The organism is Thalassobacillus sp. B23F22_16, assembly GCF_043496955.1.
Lineage (GTDB): Bacteria > Bacillota > Bacilli > Bacillales > Halobacillaceae > Thalassobacillus > Thalassobacillus devorans_A.
Genome location: NZ_JBIEKD010000001.1, coordinates 302,846 through 320,171, shown reverse-complemented (window position 1 = coordinate 320,171; position 17,326 = coordinate 302,846). Strand labels below are relative to the sequence as shown.

Sequence of the window (17,326 nt, the reverse complement as noted above, 5' to 3'; positions counted from 1 at the left end):
TAAAAGGGGGAGAACAGGTGAAAGAATTTTTCAAATCGAAAACAGCTAAAGTTACTGGGATTGGTTTAGCTATCATCCTCATTGCATCCATATTTTATGGAGTTGGCACCACCCAGGCCAAAGGAGAATTCCAGGATTCAAAAGTAACCCTTTCCGAATTGCTAACCAAGATCGGCAAAGCGGAAGGAGAGCTAGAAAAACTGGAGGAAGAGGTAGAGCAGGCAGTGAAAGAGAAGGATGAGACGGTGACGGAGAACGAGGAAGAGATTCGGGATACCGAGCAAAGGCTGGATAAAGTGAAGGCAGATTATAAGAAGGAAAAAGAAGCGTATGATGAAGCGGTAAAAGTCATTGAAAAACGCGATGCAGCTGAACAGGAGCTATCCACTTTCCAAAAAGAGATTGATGACTTTAATTCCACCATCAAAGGCAAAAAGAAAGAAGTGTCTGACTTAGAAAGCGAGATTGAAAGATTGACTAATATAGTGGTAGAAACTGGAGAGGAGCCAAAGGAATTCGCTGCCGGGCAATACCTTGTTGGTCAGGATTTTCCAGAAGGGAGATACAAAGCAGTCCCTGTAGGGGAAGGAAGCAATTTTATCATTTATGGGAGTGCAGGTTATGCAGATGTAAATACCATCTTAGGGGATGGGAGTTTTGGGGAAACGGAATATATCTTCTGGACGTCTGATGGGGATGTTATGGAAACTGCTGCAAGGGTGAAATTGATCCCTTTGGAATAATTTTCGTAAAAGTAAATGTTTGCAGGGAGGTGCACGATACACAATTAAGGAGCTCTTTTCAACTTTTTGTTATAACGATGAGATTCATACCTGCAATCAAAGGAAATGCTCGGAGGGTAAGCTCCGAGCATTTTTTACTTTTAAGAACGTTTAACCTTGTTGAAGGATTAAAGTGTAAGAAAAATTTAGGCTTTCGCCATAAGGACTTGGCGATAAGCTAAGTTTTACTAATATTTTACCAGTGAAAGAGTAAGAAAATTGAAAAATATTCGATCAAATATGCTAAACTATTACATTATACGAAGGGAGGAGAGGTAGATGACTCGTTTGTTTTATGGTGCGGCTTTTATCATGTTTGTAACCGTTTTCTCGGTCTTTTTATATTTTTCTATTAAAGCTTTCAGTATAAATCCTGACACTGTAACACAGGCTTATTCATACCCCCGGCATCACATTGTTCTCATTCCCGAAGAAATCAATAATGATTATTGGCGACTGGTTGAAAAGGGGGCTCGGGATGCGGCCAGGGATTTCGGCATAGCCTTGGAATATACCGGGCCGAAGCAGGCGGATCAGGAAGAACATCTGAAATCTATAAATATGGCTGCGGCAGCGAAAGTGGATGGAATCCTTACTCAGGGGCTGAGTGAGGAACAGTTTACGCCTCTCATCAATAAAGTGGTGCAAAAAGGGATTCCTGTTATGACAGTTGATACGGATGCTGCGAAAAGCGATCGTATTTCTTATATTGGGACAGACAACTATTATGCGGGGATATTGGCTGGTAAGGCACTGCTCGCCGACACGGAAGGAGAAATAAAAGTCGGCATCATCACCGGAAAATTCGATACGAATCACCAGAAACTGAGAGTCCAAGGTTTCAAAGATGCAATAAGGGAGCAAAATCGTGTCGAGATCATTGCAATCGAGGCTTCCCAGATTACAAGAATACAAGCTGCGGAAAAGACTTATAAAATCCTTCAGGAACATCCAGAGATCAATGCTTTTTACGGGACGAGCGCACTCGATGCCCTTGGCATTTCAGAAGTGCTGGAATATATGGGAAAGTCACAGGAAACGTATGTCATCGGTTTTGATATTTTACCAGAGACGCTGGAATTGCTTGAAGCAGGAAAAATTGAAGCGACCGTAATCCAGCAGCCGTATGAAATGGGGTACAAAAGTATCGAGGCGATGGTTCAGGTGCTGGAGGGGAAAGCTGTCGATTCGATCAACCATACCGAAACGCGCGTAATCCGGCAAGGTGACCTGCCATTAAATAGGAATGAAATGATTGAGGCGGAGGTCCAATGAAACGCATCAGGACGAAAATCATGATATTTGTTGTCCTCCTTGTTCTGTTAGTAAATGGGGTCACGTTTTACCTTTATCAAAACAGCCAGCATACCATACATAAATACCATGACAGTTTCCAGCGATTTATCATACTTAATCAGATTTCCCAGGAAACAGCCACTGTATATGAAGAGATGAATGCTTATATTTTAGAAAAATCTCCGGAATTCCTCGTAAATTATGAAGAAGCCAGTACGAAGCTGAAGCAAGATAAAGAACGGTTGTTCGAAGAAGTAGGAAATGCAGAGAACCAACTGATGGTCACGAATTATTTTAATTTGATTGATACATTCCTGGAAGAATGCGAGCTTACGATTGATGCTTTCCACGAAGAGGACTTGAATGTCTATTCGTTCCACTTGAATGAAGCTTCGCAGGTTTCCCAATATATCCAGGATACGACATTGAGTCTGTTGAACAGTGAGCTTACCGGCTACCAGGATTTTTATCATCTGATGGAAGAGAAGAATTTCTACTTTCAAGCGATGGGAATTTCTCTGTTCTTCTCTACGATAATTTTGAGTTTGCTGGCAGCTCTCTGGTTTTCGAGAGGGCTAACGAAACCGATCAGGCTTTTGTCCGAATCTGCCAGGAAAATATCCAAAGGGGATTTTTCCGGTGAGGATGTTGAGGTACGGACCAATGATGAGATGGCATTATTAGGAGATACCTTCAATCGGATGAGGGGAAATATCCGCGAGCTGATCAAGGAAATCAAGGACCAGTCGGAACTCGACAGGCTTCTTAAAGAAATGGAGCTGAAGAGTCTGCAAAGCCAGATCAATCCTCATTTCCTTTTCAATACATTAAATACCATCAATAAGATGGCTTATCTGGAGGATGCCGATAAGACGAGCAGTTTAATCGAATCGGTCTCGGCACTGCTGCGCTATAACCTGGGAACCCTGGATAAACCATCCACCTTGAAGGATGAAGTGAACATAGTGAAGGAGTATTTTTTTATCCAGCAGACCAGGTTTGGTGATCGTGTGAACTTTGAGACAGCCATTGAGGAGGAGTGCTTGGATATCGAAATTCCAATTCTGACATTGCAGCCGATTGTGGAAAATGCCTTTATTCACGGCATTGAAGGATATGAACAGGAAGCAAAAATCGGGTTGAACGTATATAACGAGAACAACCAGGTAGTCGTTGAAGTATGGGACAATGGCGCCGGCATGGATGATATCGTCAAAAAGAAATTGTTGGATTCGGATGATGGCGCCAGGAATGAATTAACCTCAAAAGGTCATTCGACCGGTCTTGGCATGCGTAATGTCATCAAACGGCTGGAAATTTTTTATAAAGGAGCATGTGAAATCGATATTGAATCCGAATTGGAAATGGGAACTACTGTGCGATTTAAATTACCTTATTATGTGAGGCAGAGGAGCGATCACTATGTTGCGTCTCATGGCGGTTGATGATGAATGGATTGAGCGGGAAGGCTTGAAAAAGATAATTGCCAATGAATGTCCTGGCGCTGATGTGGTTGCCGAAGCCGCTAATGGCAGGCAGGCGATCGAGACAGCGCTTGAAGCCGAACCGGATATCATTCTAATGGATATTAAGATGCCGGGCATCGATGGGGTGGAAGCGGTCACGGAAATCAAAAAAAATTTACCGAACACACGGTTCATCATGGTGTCGGCGTTCGATACATTTGAATATGCGAAAAACGTGATGCAGCAGGGTGTCAAAGAATACTTGCTGAAGCCGAGCCGGAAACAGGAAGTCGTCGCGGCGGTACGGCGGGTGGAAAGGGAAATAGTCGAAGAGAGTCGTCAGGTGGCTGAAAAGCAGTACCTGGAACGTCAATTCAATAAAGCATTGAAGTTCATGCAATCCGAGTGGGCGCTATCTATGCTGGTCGATCACATGCAGGACCTTGACTTGACAGAATGGAGTGAGCTGTTGGATATCAATATAACCTGCGGCTATGCGATGGTAATCGATTTTCGTCAGGCGAACGATCGGGATAAGAGTTTTGCATGGGTGAAAGAGTATATTAGAAACCACTCGAAAGATGTTCAATTATTCAGTCCTAACCATGAAGAAAAGCTGCCGGTGTTTTTTTTGTCCGATCAGCTAACTGGTACGGACAAAAGCGAGTTTCTAAGCTATGTGCTTCCATTCGTACGTAATCTCCTTCATCAGTTTGAAAAACAAACAGGTATACGGATGCATGTTGGTATTGGGACCCCTTATGCGTCGACAGACGAGATGAATCGTTCCTATCACGAAGCACTCCATGCCCTTGAGCATATCAAAAGTTCTGACCAGGTGACTTACTTGTTTGCGGATAAAAATAATCATCATCAAAGTCCTGAAGTGTATGCATTTAAACGCGAAAAAGAACTGCTGGATGCGGTGAAAAACGGGGATATTTCCACTGCCTTAGAGCAATATTCACTTTATTTGAAAGACCAGCAGGTAGATGGACTCGGTATATTGACAGCCAAAATGAACGAACTGTTCATTATCGTAACACGAATGATGAACGACATGGGCATACAAGCTGAGAGATTCGACCACTTTTCCCATTTTCATTCGTATAGTGAACTGGAGGAAAAATGTGTGCATGAATTGCGTCGTATGGTCGAGAAAGTCAATACATGGCGAGCAGTCCATGCCAAAGGAAAACTCGGAAGCGCGATGGATTACATGAAAGAGAAGTATGCGAATCCATTGACACTTGAAGAAGTAGCTGCCCACGTGGATCTTAGTCCCTATTACCTTAGTAAATTGTTCAAAGAAAAGAAAGGTGTTACTTTCATCGAATATTTGACCGGTATCCGCGTGGGCAAAGCAAAGGAACTGATGAACGATCCGGTTCATAGCCTGAAAGAGATTTGCTTCAAAGTTGGTTACAAGGATCCGAATTATTTCAGTCGGGTGTTCAAGAAAAAGGTGGGAAGAAGCCCGAATCAATACCGGAAGCAGGCGCAGTTTAAAAAATAAAAAACATTCTTGTATTATGTATAAGTAAGACGCTGAGGTTTAATCCTTGGCGTTTTTTTGTTAGGCCGGAAGTTTGTCGCGTTAAGGCAAAACCTCGTTACGTTAAGGAGGAACATAGTCGAGTTAGGACAGAACATTACTTCGTTAGGAAAAAAACATATTTAGAATGTCATCTTTCTTTCTGGCAGTAACTAGGGGATTATAAATCGCAGGACAAAATAGTGAAGGTAATGACAAGATTGTGCAGGTAATAGTACCTAAAAAGGAAGAACCCCCATGATATATTTTAAATGATAGCGGTTTCATAAATATTCTTTAGGGGGTTAGTTTGTAATGAATAAGAAGAAGTGGACGTTTGTATCGCTTATGTTTGCACTAATATTGGCGCTTGCAGCCTGCAGTGACTCAAGTTCTAATGAAGCTGACGGAAGCAGTGGAGGCAGTGATGGCGACGCCAAGCTTGATATCTTCAGCTGGTGGACAGGTGCTGGTGAAGAAGACGGCTTGAATGCATTGATAGAGTTGTTCCAAGAAAAGCACCCGGACGTAGAAGTTGAAAATGCAGCGGTTGCCGGAGGAGCTGGAACGAATGCGAAAGCAGTACTCGCAAGCCGGATGCAGGGTGACGATCCTCCTGCAACCTTCCAGGTCCATGGCGGAGCTGAATTGAATGAAGGCTGGGTAGCAGCAGGGAAAATGGAACCATTGAACGATTTGTATGAAGAAGAAGGCTGGGAAGATAAATTTCCGCAGGATTTGATAGATTTGGTCAGTAAGGATGGGGATATTTATTCGGTACCGGTAAATATCCACCGTGGCAACGTCCTTTGGTATAACACGAAAGTATTCGAGGAAAACGGCATCGACGTACCGACGACGTTCGATGAATTTTTTGAAGCGGCAGATAAATTGAAAGCAGCAGGTGTTACACCATTAGCACTTGGTGATAAAGAGCCTTGGACAGCTACACACCTTTTCGAAACGGTATTGCTTGGTGAACTTGGTATTGATAATTACAATGCGCTATTCAATGGTGAATTGTCATTTTCAGATGACCAAGTGGTTGCTGCGGTAGAAACTTTCAAAAAAATGCTTGGATATGTGAATGAAGACCACAGTTCCCGTAACTGGCAGGACGCATCACAGCTGGTAGCCAATGGCGAAGCGGCAATGAATGTGATGGGAGATTGGGCGAAAGGTTATTTCGTAAACGATCTTGAGCTAACAGTAAAAGAAGATTTCGGGTGGACGGAAACTCCTGGCACGGACGGTCAGTTTATGGTAGTCACCGATACATTTGGTCTTCCAAAAGGTGTATCAAATCCTGATGATGTCAAAAAATTCTTGAGCGTACTTGGTTCTGTGGAAGGACAGGATGCTTTCAACACGTTGAAAGGATCGATTCCAGCCCGCAAAGATGCGGACGTTTCCAAGTATGATGAATATGGCAAGGAAACGATTGAGGATTTTAATGAAGCAAAACTGGCGCCGAGTCTTGCTCACGGATCCGCTGCTGCAGAAGGGTTCCTGACAAAAGTGAATCAGGCGGTGAACATCTTCGTAACACAACAGGATACCGAACAGTTCATCGACTCATTAGAGCAGGCAGCAAGTGAACTAAAATAACCGGAAGGGGGTAGAGGTCACACTCTTCCCCCTTTATTTTATTTTACAAAAGTGTACTAAAGCTTTAGGCAAAAAGGACTTGGCGACAAGCCGAGTGATATTTCATCTGAGTAGAGGGAGGTTTTACGATGGAACCAGCACGATCCTCTGTGGATCATTCAACTGAGACAGAATACAAAGTAGAATCCGAAAAGAAAAAGAAGAAAAAAGCGGTAACGAAAGACCACTGGATGGCGGTGGCATTTTTAGCGCCGTCCGTTATTCTGCTTGGTATATTCGTTTATGGCTTCATAGGCTGGACAGGTTTTGTGTCCCTGAGCAACTGGAATACGTTGGTACCCGACTTTTCGTTTGCGGGAATCGAAAACTATGTGAACCTGTTCCAGGACTACCGTTTCCAGGCAGATCTACGTAACACATTATTTTTTACCTTATTTTTTATTGGAGCGGTCATCGTTGTCGGAATTACCCTGGCAATCCTGTTGGATCAGAAAATCAGGCAGGAATCTTTATTCCGCAATATTTTCTTTTTCCCGATGGCATTATCGTTTGTTGTTACGGGTGTGGTATGGCAATGGTTACTGAACCCTTCGACTGGCGTGAACCTGTTTTTAAGCAAAATTGGTTTGGAATCGAAATGGTACACCGATACGACGATAATCCCTGGTGTCGAATGGGGGAAAATTGAGTTCGGGATTCCAGTGGCACTTATTGCGGTTGTTATTGCGGCAGTATGGCAGATGACCGGCTTTTCGGTAGCGATGTACCTTGCTGGGTTACGCGCCATTCCAGAAGAGGTGAGAGAAGCGGCGCGAATGGATGGAGCGTCTGAATTTATGGTGTATTGGAAAGTGGTATTGCCGATGCTGCGGCCGATTACTATCAGTGTCGTCATTATCATGGCGCATATCTCCCTGAAAATATTCGATCTCATCTATGCGATGACAGGCCCTGGCGCAAATTACGTTACCGATGTGCCGGGGGTTTATATGTTCGAAACAACCTTCCGCGGAAACTATTATGCAAATGGAGCGGCTATTGCAATCATCATGCTTCTGTCTGTCGCTATTTTCATCGTTCCGTATCTGATTTCGAGTCGAAAGGGGGACGCCTAAATGGCGGTGAGGACTTTGACACGCCCGATCATTTACCTGATTCTTATTGCGCTTACTTTATTTTATCTGATGCCTGTCTACGTCATGCTGGTGACAAGCTTTAAGCCGCTCCAGGAAGTTACTCTTGCTGATATGTGGAAGCTTCCGACCACAATCGATTTCAGCAGTTACGTTACTGCTTTTACACGGCTGGCGCCTAACCTGATGAACAGTTTCTACCTGGTCATTCCGGCAACAATTCTATCGGCACTGTTCGGTTCTTTAAACGGCTATGTGCTTTCCAAGTGGAAATTCAAAGGATCGGATGTGCTGTTTACTGCAATATTGTTCGGGATGTTCATCCCGTACCAGAGTATCTTAATTCCACTTATTCAATTTTTGCGTGAAATCGGCTTGTACAATTCCATCGCCGGTCTGGTATTCGTCCATGTTGTCTATGGACTGCCAATCACAACGTTGATGTTCCGGAACTTCTATGCCAGCATCCCCGATTCCATGATCGAGTCAGCGAAAATCGATGGAGCTGGATTCCTTGGTATTTTTCGGCATATCATGTTCCCGCTCTCGATCACTGGTTTCGTGGTGGTCGGCATCTGGCAGTTTACGAACATCTGGAACGAATTTTTGTTCGCGGTCACAATCACAACTTCAGCCCAGCAGCCAGTTATGGTTGCCCTGCAGAACTTGTCCGGCAGCCAGATCGTCCAGTGGAACGTCCAGATGGCCGGGGCATTACTTGCAGCATTACCGACATTGCTTGTCTACATCTTTTTAGGCAAATTTTTTGTGAGAGGGCTGTTGGCTGGTTCTGTGAAAGGATAAATTGCTCAGTTTCTATGACAAAATAGTACAGACCAGGACAAAAAAATGAAGATAGATAGGAATTTATCCCCCCTTCTCACCATGATAGAATGCATGAAAGCGTTATCTAATTTGGTGAGAAAGGGGGGCAGTGTTTAACACTAGATAACTTTTATAAAAAAAGGAGGAAATCATGGCTATTAAAAAAAGTTTCCTAGGGCTGTTTGTTTTTGTCATCATGTTATCGTTAACTGCCAGCCTGGTTTGGGCCAATGGTCCAGAAAAATCAGGCACCAATAATAATAAGAAAGTAAAAACTTCGGTTCACTCCCCGGATGGAAAGGTAAATGTTGATTTCCAGCTGACAGATGAGGGAGTACCTCAATATCAAATCGCTTATGAAGGTACGAGCCTGGTTAAGCCTTCTTCCTTAGGATTTCACTTCAAAGAGCAAGCTCCTCTGGATAGCAACTTTGAGATCGTTGACACCTCCATAGAAAACTTCAATGAACATTGGGAGCCTGTATGGGGCGAAAAGAAAAAAATCAAAAACCATTACAAGCAAATGACTGTTTATCTGCAGGAAAAGGGTAATCTGAATCGGAAGATGAACCTCATTTTCCGGGTGTATGATGATGGAGTCGGCTTCCGTTATGAGTTGCCAGAACAAGACAATCTAGATGAAAACCTGGAAATTACTTCAGAGGAGACGGAGTTCCGGTTTTCCAGCAATAATACATCCTGGTGGATCGAGAATGACTGGGACAGCTACGAATATAATTATAATCAAACACCTTTGAGTGAAGTAGATGAAGTAAGCACACCGTTTACCATGAAAACACCGGAAGGCATCCACCTAACTATCCACGAAGCTGCTCTTATCGATTATTCCGGAATGGCACTGAAGGCGGTGGATAATGAAGAAAATACACTGAAGAGTTATCTGGCACCATGGCCTGACGGTGAGGTAAAAGTGAAAAAAGACAGCCTGCCGGTCGAGACACCGTGGAGAACGATTGAAATCGGTGAAAATGCCGGAGATCTTGTTGAATCGGATATGATTTTAAACCTCAACGAACCATCCGCCATCGAGGATACATCCTGGATTGAGCCGATGAAATATGTCGGTGTCTGGTGGGAAATGATTAGTGGTAAGTCAACCTGGTCATCAGGAGAGAAACATGGAGCCACAACCGAGAACGCTAAAAGATATATCGATTTTGCTCATAACTATCTCGACACGGAAAATCAAAATATTGGTCTCTTAGTTGAAGGCTGGAATATAGGCTGGGATGGTAATTGGATAGATAATGGTCATCTGTTTAGTTTTACTGAACCATACCCTGACTATGATTTAGAAGGAGTCGTCCAGTATGCGCAAGATCGAAATGTTTCCTATATCATGCATAATGAAACGTCCGGAGATATTTTGAATTACGAAGAGCAGATGGATGATGCCTACAGTTTATATCAAGATCTCGGAATTCATGCGATCAAGAGTGGGTATGTCGCCGATCACGGCATTCACAACCCGGAAGGACAAAAACACCATGGACAATATATGGTGAACCACTATAATAATGCCGTTAAGAAAGCAGCCGAATATGAAATTATGATTAATACGCATGAGCCTATCAAATCGACTGGTCTGGAACGTACGTATCCAAACTGGATGAGTCGTGAAGGTGTAATGGGGATGGAATATGCAGCGTTCGGGGATGAAAACAACCCGCCAGAGCATGATACGATTCTGCCGTTTACCAGAATGATGGCTGGACCGATTGATTTTACGCCAGGTATCTTTGACGTTGAAATTTCTCATGCGGACACCAGGGTACATTCCACACGTGCCAAACAGCTGGCACTTTATGTAACCATCACCACTGGAACGCAGATGGCCGCTGACTTGCCGGAGAACTATAAAGATGAAGAAGGCAATATCCTGCCAGAATTCAAGTTTATCAGAGATGTACCGGTCACATGGGATGATATTAAAGTTCCAAATGCGGAAATAGGGGATTATGCTACGATTGTCCGCCGCAGTGGAGAAGAATGGTATATCGGAAGTATAACCGATGAACAAGCGAGAGACCTGGATGTAGCACTTGATTTCTTAGACAACGGAGAGAAATATGTGGCTGAAATATATTCAGATGGACCCGAAGCTGATTTAGAATCAAATCCTACACCAGTATCCATCGACAAGGTGATAGTTGATTCCAAGGATACACTGACAGCTTCGATGGCAGCAGGTGGTGGCCATGCTGTAAGAATTTACCCTGCTGATGAGGAAAACGTAAAAGAGCTGCCAGAATATGAAGCACCGGTTCTTTCCATGGAATATACAAAAGTTCCGGAAACAATCCAATCCAATGATGAGTTTGATGTGACGGTAGAAGTCACGAATGAAGGGAATATTATTGGTGGTAAACAATTGGAGCTGCAAATTGACGGGAAAACTGTAGCTGATGAAAAGGTGCGAATCGCCCCTGGGGAGACAAATGAAGTGACCTTAAGCTCGAATAAACTATTTGAAATAGGAAAGCATCAGGTAAGTATCAAAGGCCTCAATAGTCAAACAATTACAGTGAGGGAAAAGGAGCCGACCTTCAGCTATAGCGACCTTGAGGTTGCCGTAGACGATCAAATCATCACAACTGAAGCCACTGTCACTAACTATGGAAGTTATGCAGGAACTACAGAAGTGCCATTAACCTTTAACGGGGATGTTGTAGACAGTCAAGTAGTTGAGGTACCTGCCGGACCTGGAGGGGGCACTACAGAAGTTTCTTTCAGCTATCAAGCTCCTGATGAAGCGGGAATCTATCAAGTTGCCATTGGAGACGTTGATGCCAAGACGGTAGCGTTGCCAGTAATTGAAATGGCGGGGACCTGGCTGTTCCAAAAAGGTGACGATATGAGTTGGAAAGAACCAGGTTATGATGACAGCCAATGGCAGGAAGTTACCCTTCCATCCAGCTGGGAAGACCATTCGGATTACCATGATGACAATGTATATGGTTGGTACAGGAAAACCATCGAGATCCCGTCCGAATGGGAAGGACATTCGCTGAAAGTCAGACTGGGTAGAATAGATGACGTCGACGCTACCTATGTTAATGGTGAAAAAGTTGCCCAATCCGGTGAATTTCCGACCGGTGATGGGGAAGAAGGAATGATTTCGGCCTGGGATTGGGATCGAGAATATGTCATTCCTGCTGAAACTATCAAGTACGGGGAAGAAAATGTCATCAGCATCCGTGTATTTGACGCGGGTGGTGGCGGAGGACTCTATCAAGGTCCTGTTGATCCGATAGAGGTACTGCCTATAGAAGAATAAAGTGAAAAAATCTCCTTCCTGCCAGATTTCTAGTAAGGAAGGAGATTTTTATATTAGGGACAATAAAATTTTTAGAGGCAGACTAATCATTTAATGTTTGAAAAAAGGCCTGACCCCCAGTGAGTTAACGCTTTACTATGGTGGGGGTCAGGCACTGCTTGATATGAATTTTTTGCATTCAAACTTTCTTTTGGTATAGCGGTTAAAATTTTAAAACGCATTTTAAAGGAAACGTTGTTCTTAGTAATGCTTTTATTCTTTGTTTTATTTACGCTGCAACTACTAAACTTTTTGGATTATATGTACTTTTTATGCTTCAAAAAACGTTTAAAAATTGAATAAAAATAAATGTCATTCATCTGTGTAACCGTCAAGTAGTTTTGAACACTTTTTGCTCATTAATTTTGAACACTTTTCGATTCAAATAAAGGTTGACGATGTTTTATTCGATGGCTATCGCCATTTAAATGAATTACCTCAGATCGATGCAGTAAACGATCCAAAATAGCCGTGGTAATTCCTTGGTCGCCTAGTAACTCTCCCCACTCCTCAGGTCCTTTATTTGATGTCAATATGATTGAACTTCTTTCATATAAATGATTGATTAAATGAAAAAACAAATTAGCTTCATGCTGATCCATTGCCATATACATTAGGTCGTCAACGATGACTAGATCAGATTCTCTTATACGCTTGAGGCGTAGCTGTGCTTTGCGGATGTATTCTTCTGTCTTTAATAATGGGACCAACTCTCCCATAGATATGAATGCAACTCGATGGCCCCGTTGAATCGCCTCTAATCCTAATCCAATGGCCAAATGAGTTTTACCTACGCCGGGCGGTCCAAGAAATATCAAATTAAATAATTGCTCCAACCATGAGAGTTCTTTTAATTGCCTTAGCTGCCGCTCGCTAAGCGAAGGTTGTTCATCATGTTTAAACTCTGCCAGGCTTTTCTCATAAGGAAACTTCGCCCACTTCAAGTGTTTTTGAATAATCTTTTCTTCTCGACGTTTTTCTTCATAAGTGAGAAGTTCATGAAGCAACTCTTGGTATGTCCAGGGGTGAGCTTCTGCTTTCCTGAGGAAAGCAGGGAGCTCTTTAGATGTTTCTGACATTCTTAATTGATGAAATTGATTTTGCAGCCGCTCGACTGATCCTCCCATATCAAGCACCTCCTAGAATTTTAAGGTAGCCATCCATATCCCTTAAAGTTGCTTTTTGTTTTATTAGTTCCGTAGGAACTTGGGAAGGAATATCTTCGTATCCCGAGATGGCATCGCTTTTTCGTTCAATTCTAGAAAGGTGCTTATCTACATCCTGAAAGTCATTGGCACTCCATAAATTCTCCTGAACACAAATGTTAATCGCCTGATTAATAAAAGGCTCATAACTTCTCACAGCACGTTGTAGAATTTGGAGTTGATCTCGGATGTACCTTGGATACCGCTGATGGATTTCACTTAGAAAGGTCTCAATCTTATCCTCATTTTCAAAGGATTTCTTGACCGTCTCCATATATGCAATGATACCTTTGGAACGATCTCTTGAATGATCTTTATTCTTAATAAGCTTTCCTTTTCCAGTGTTAATTGCATGAGTAGCTATAGGTGTTCCATCTTTTGTTTTCTTAATGACAAGCTTTTCATTCTCTTCTTGGACATAGACTGTATTGCTTTCTCCTGGGCGGTAGGTTCCTAACGGAACGGAGTATCGGTTTGACTTATACTTAATGACCTTGTCCTTATGAACCATTCTTGCTATACTTGTATCAAGGTTGCTCTCGAAAGAGAGTGGTAGGGAGACTTTTCGTAAGTGTGGCTTTTCCAGGGCAAACACTTCGACAGGTCTCTTTTTTGTATTGTTATGTACCTGGAAATTCCCTTTTCGTTTTAACCAGGCTAGACATTGCTCATTCCACGTTTCAATGTTGTGGAAGACTCTGTTCTTTCCAAAATTTTGTTTCGCAAATTTAACAACGCTTTCTATTTTTCCTTTGGATTCAGGATCTGCTTTCTTACATAGGTATACTCGGAAGTTGCGGTTTGCTTTATATGCTTGGAACTCCTCGGTGAATATAACGTCTCCTCCATTTTCACTAACTGCAATTAACTTATCCTGATCATAGACTATCTCTTCTGTGATCCCACCATAATATTCAAAGGCATTTTCATGAGACCGTAATACATCTTTAGTAGTAAAAGGATGAACCTGCCATTCTATATATTTGTATCGAGAGTGGGAGAGAACAAATGCGATGGTATAAAGTTTAATCGATTTTCCTTGAGAGGTTTTTACTTTTAATTCTCCAAAGTCAACTTGCATTTGTTTGCCCATGGGTAATTCTTTTAGAGCTTCGTAAGTTCTGGTATGAAGCACTTTGGGAATATGATACTTTTCCCGAAGTTCTCTCACATAAGTACGAACCGTACTTTCTCCAACATCTGTGAAGGAACAACGTTCCTCGAGCCAATCTGATATTTGAGAGGCGGATAGATCTGGATGTTCTTGAAGCCAGTTCAAAATTTGCGATTGATAATTATCAAGCTTTCTTTTCCTTATACTTAGTCCACCAACCCAGCTTCTTGAAAATCCATTTCTAGGTACGTATAAACTGTGTTTCTCGAAAGGTCGCATTTCCTGGCAATCGCCGCTATGCTAAACCCTTCTCTTTTTAACTGATGAACGTAAACATGCTTTTCCAACCTTTCCACTCCTTTAAACCTCCAATCAGAAACTTATATACTCGATAAGTTTAACTGATTAGAAAGTTTAATTGATGAAAAAGTGTTCAATTCTATCAAGCGGAAACTGTTGAATTTAGTCTAGCAGTTACAAAGGCCTTCCGTAACCTACATTTTTATAATGCCATAAACATTTTTTATTCATTTAACACCTCCTGGATGCTTTTATAAACCGATACAGGTGCCCGCTTAAACTCTTTAAGTGACGCCTTAAATTGACTACCGGAGGCATCAATAATAATAAGTTGGTTATGTGATTCATCCAATTTAATCTTACTACGTCCTATACCAAACGACTCCACACCTGTTGAGTTATCCAAATGCGTATGGTCTAGCCTTGTTTGTACCTTATTCGAATATCTCCTCAGGAAACGCCATAGCTTTAGTTCTGTCTTTGATTTCATAAATAACTCCGGTAGATCTTTTGCATGCTTCAGCATTGTTAGTGTGGTTAAAGTATAAACTTGAATACCGTAACCAACCGGACGTATGGTCTTATTAAGTGTATTCCATTTGCTAACTGTAAACTTTACATACAACGCTTGAGAGCGGCTAGGTACCTCTTTTAGTTCGTATCGTTTTACGATCTCTACATTGGTTATTTCTCCATAATAAGTGATCCCATTTGGTGCTCCACTATCTGCAGCCTTCTGAGTAATATAGAGGGCGATGTGCTTCGCTTCTTGCCAGCCTTTCTTTACTTGATTTAATGGAATATGGTAGAAGCGATGCTGGATATGAGCAGTAAATCGGCGATTGTCGTTAACAACCCCTACAAGTACTTTTTCATCGAGAGAAGACTCCCAATATTCCAGCGCCCCTTTTGGTAAGATGCCTTGAGTTTGCAAATCCTCAGGACTACTTTCAATTAAGTGTTCCAGAAATTCCTCAACCAGCCGGATAGTATTCGGTAAAAACGGGAACCCACCGATATTTACTTCATCGATACTTTTGTAAAACGGATGGGATTCATAATTTTCTTCATCCATCCAAGGGAATAACACATAAGCTCCAAAGGCATAGCGTTCATAAGGTCCGTTATTTTTATAAATCCAGGCATCACGGTAGCGGTGCATAGTATTGATATCGTCTTCCATTGGGCCAGGAGTAGAGATTTCTTTTTCTGTCTGTCCAAAATCAATCCGGTATTTTGCATCAAAAATATAGTTATAAGCATAAGTGTGACCTTTCTTTTCTACGGTCAACATGATGTCTGGTTTTTGTCTTACTGTCGGAGGAGCTTGGTGTCTTTCTTGGAAGCTAAGAGTAATGAGCTCTTCAGTAAAAGGGTGTCGGAATCTTCGTTTGGCAGATTTGCTTTGATCGAGATCCACAAATAGCCCGTTCTGTTTAATTTTTATAATGTCCTGATCGACAGCTTCGTACCTGTTATGCAGAATTTGCCCCATCTTTAAATATGTCCAGTATTCATAAAGGGTAGCTACGTCTTTTACTGACATTTTAAAGATCTCACCTTGAAGTGATAGACCTTGCGATAAAACTAAATAAATCATATAAGCATCACGATAACCTTGCTTCATTTGCATAACAAGGGTGAGTACCGATCGATCCAGTCGGCTAATTTGGCGCCAGAAGGGTGACTTCTCAATAGCTTGCAGTTTCATTTGCATGTACGTTAACTCATCCAGTATCGAACGATCAGCAGTAGGGGAATTGCTTAAATAACGTTCGACATCGCGGCTTAATGATCTAATCTTATCTTGTAATCGTATTATCATAAATTTTACAAAGCGATTTTCTAGTGTGTCGTAAGAGAGAATTTTTTTGGCGTTCAACCCTCTTTCTGGCATTCGTTGCTTGTCATCTATGGTAATACCATTGCTGGTCTCTTTGAACAAATACGGCCTTTTCCGTAAATATTGCCGCGATCGGCTATCCGTTCTTTTTAATTGATCGCCTCTTACCTTGTGATATTCCGTTTTTAGTTGATGGTGAGGCTGCCTTTCAATGAGATGGATGGCGTTTAAGAATTGCTTAAAATAATGATTCAGTAACCTGTAAAACTCTGCGGGAGAAGGGGACTTCGATGAAATCTTAGAAGCCCCGATAAATGTCTTTTTCATAAAATGAAACGCTAGGTTATAAATTTCTTCACTTACTTCCTCCAACAGGCGTTTATAATCTACTTTATAATCAAGCTTTGTAGGGAACAGTTCGATCGTAATGTCAGCAAGCGTTCGGTTACCATCTAGGATATTAAATTGCGTTAAGCCGACTTCGTTCATAAATTGTAGCTGTCCCATCAAAAAGGTAATATTCCCCACTTTTTCCTTGCTAACTGATCTTCGTACTAACGGGTGTTCATGATAGAAGGACAGGTCTTCCCCTGTCTTAGAATGAACTACTAGTTGATAGACTTCATTTTCAAAAAAGATAGGGGCAAATGGCCCGCCCTCTAGTTCCACCATTTTCTCTAACAACGGATTAAATACATGTATATCTGCACCTTCTAGAGTTTGGATCCTTAATATCATCGTTTGTTGCGCTAGGTTTACTTTATTCTTATAGATTTTTAGGTTTTCAAAGCGACTGTTAAATGGGCGACCTTTTAAGTGCACAGAGAACTCTTCATGGTCGATTTCTAATAGTGTTGTATCATTAGCGTGAGACATGCCTGTC

The 17,326-nt window shown here is 42.1% G+C and carries 10 protein-coding genes and 1 pseudogene; 8 read left to right on the top strand and 3 right to left on the bottom strand.

The window, feature by feature from the left end; all coding sequences use genetic code 11:
* Positions 1–17 precede the first annotated feature (17 nt).
* From ACGTNI_RS01590 to ACGTNI_RS01555, 8 genes are all read left to right on the top strand, one after another.
* Positions 18–743: a hypothetical protein gene (locus ACGTNI_RS01590; protein WP_394459482.1), complete on the top strand. Its 726-nt coding sequence runs from the start codon at positions 18–20 to the stop codon at positions 741–743.
* 318 nt (positions 744–1,061) lie between these two features.
* On the top strand, positions 1,062–2,057 hold the full coding sequence (locus ACGTNI_RS01585; RefSeq protein WP_394459480.1) for a sugar-binding protein: 996 nt from the start codon (positions 1,062–1,064) through the stop codon (positions 2,055–2,057).
* Positions 2,054–3,523, top strand: a complete 1,470-nt coding sequence (locus ACGTNI_RS01580; protein ID WP_085507133.1) for a sensor histidine kinase — start codon at positions 2,054–2,056, stop codon at positions 3,521–3,523. The genes ACGTNI_RS01585 and ACGTNI_RS01580 overlap by 4 nt, the downstream gene beginning before the upstream one ends.
* Positions 3,501–5,060 carry a response regulator gene (locus ACGTNI_RS01575; protein WP_394459478.1) on the top strand — a complete coding sequence of 520 codons (1,560 nt, stop codon included), beginning with the start codon at positions 3,501–3,503 and terminating at the stop codon, positions 5,058–5,060. The genes ACGTNI_RS01580 and ACGTNI_RS01575 overlap by 23 nt, the downstream gene beginning before the upstream one ends.
* Positions 5,061–5,393: 333 nt before the next feature.
* Positions 5,394–6,686, top strand: coding sequence for an ABC transporter substrate-binding protein (locus tag ACGTNI_RS01570; protein WP_394459476.1), 1,293 nt, complete (start codon positions 5,394–5,396; stop codon positions 6,684–6,686).
* Positions 6,687–6,916: 230 nt separating this feature from the next.
* Complete coding sequence (locus ACGTNI_RS01565) at positions 6,917–7,801, top strand: carbohydrate ABC transporter permease (RefSeq protein ID WP_254901858.1); 885 nt, start codon at positions 6,917–6,919, stop codon at positions 7,799–7,801.
* A complete protein-coding gene (locus ACGTNI_RS01560; RefSeq protein ID WP_085507137.1) occupies positions 7,802–8,623 on the top strand; it encodes a carbohydrate ABC transporter permease in 822 nt (273 codons plus the stop codon). It abuts the gene before it with no gap.
* 172 nt (positions 8,624–8,795) lie between these two features.
* Positions 8,796–11,942, top strand: coding sequence for a glycoside hydrolase family 97 N-terminal domain-containing protein (locus ACGTNI_RS01555; RefSeq protein ID WP_394459474.1), 3,147 nt, complete (start codon positions 8,796–8,798; stop codon positions 11,940–11,942).
* Between the two features lie 398 nt (positions 11,943–12,340).
* On the opposite strand, the gene istB is transcribed toward ACGTNI_RS01555, so the two are convergent.
* The 3 genes and pseudogenes from istB to ACGTNI_RS01540 form a co-directional block, all read right to left on the bottom strand.
* Complete coding sequence (istB, locus tag ACGTNI_RS01550; RefSeq protein WP_394459472.1) at positions 12,341–13,108, bottom strand: IS21-like element helper ATPase IstB; 768 nt, start codon at positions 13,106–13,108, stop codon at positions 12,341–12,343.
* 1 nt (position 13,109) lies between these two features.
* A pseudogene (gene istA, locus ACGTNI_RS01545) lies at positions 13,110–14,656 on the bottom strand (IS21 family transposase).
* A 167-nt stretch (positions 14,657–14,823) separates the two neighbouring features.
* Entirely contained in the window at positions 14,824–17,319 is a 2,496-nt protein-coding gene (locus ACGTNI_RS01540; RefSeq protein WP_394459470.1) for a DUF2357 domain-containing protein, read from the bottom strand.
* Positions 17,320–17,326 lie beyond the last annotated feature (7 nt).

What these genes read in the sequence shown, in the direction of transcription:
- ACGTNI_RS01560 (WP_085507137.1), top strand. Translation starts at nt 7,802, where the DNA reads ATGGCGGTGAGGACTTTGACACGCCCGATCATTTACCTGATTCTTATT.
- ACGTNI_RS01570 (WP_394459476.1), top strand. Translation starts at nt 5,394, where the DNA reads ATGAATAAGAAGAAGTGGACGTTTGTATCGCTTATGTTTGCACTAATA.
- istB (WP_394459472.1), bottom strand. Translation starts at nt 13,108, where the DNA reads ATGGGAGGATCAGTCGAGCGGCTGCAAAATCAATTTCATCAATTAAGA.
- ACGTNI_RS01565 (WP_254901858.1), top strand. Translation starts at nt 6,917, where the DNA reads ATGGCGGTGGCATTTTTAGCGCCGTCCGTTATTCTGCTTGGTATATTC.
- ACGTNI_RS01555 (WP_394459474.1), top strand. Translation starts at nt 8,796, where the DNA reads ATGGCTATTAAAAAAAGTTTCCTAGGGCTGTTTGTTTTTGTCATCATG.
- ACGTNI_RS01580 (WP_085507133.1), top strand. Translation starts at nt 2,054, where the DNA reads ATGAAACGCATCAGGACGAAAATCATGATATTTGTTGTCCTCCTTGTT.
- ACGTNI_RS01540 (WP_394459470.1), bottom strand. Translation starts at nt 17,319, where the DNA reads ATGTCTCACGCTAATGATACAACACTATTAGAAATCGACCATGAAGAG.
- ACGTNI_RS01585 (WP_394459480.1), top strand. Translation starts at nt 1,062, where the DNA reads ATGACTCGTTTGTTTTATGGTGCGGCTTTTATCATGTTTGTAACCGTT.
- ACGTNI_RS01575 (WP_394459478.1), top strand. Translation starts at nt 3,501, where the DNA reads ATGTTGCGTCTCATGGCGGTTGATGATGAATGGATTGAGCGGGAAGGC.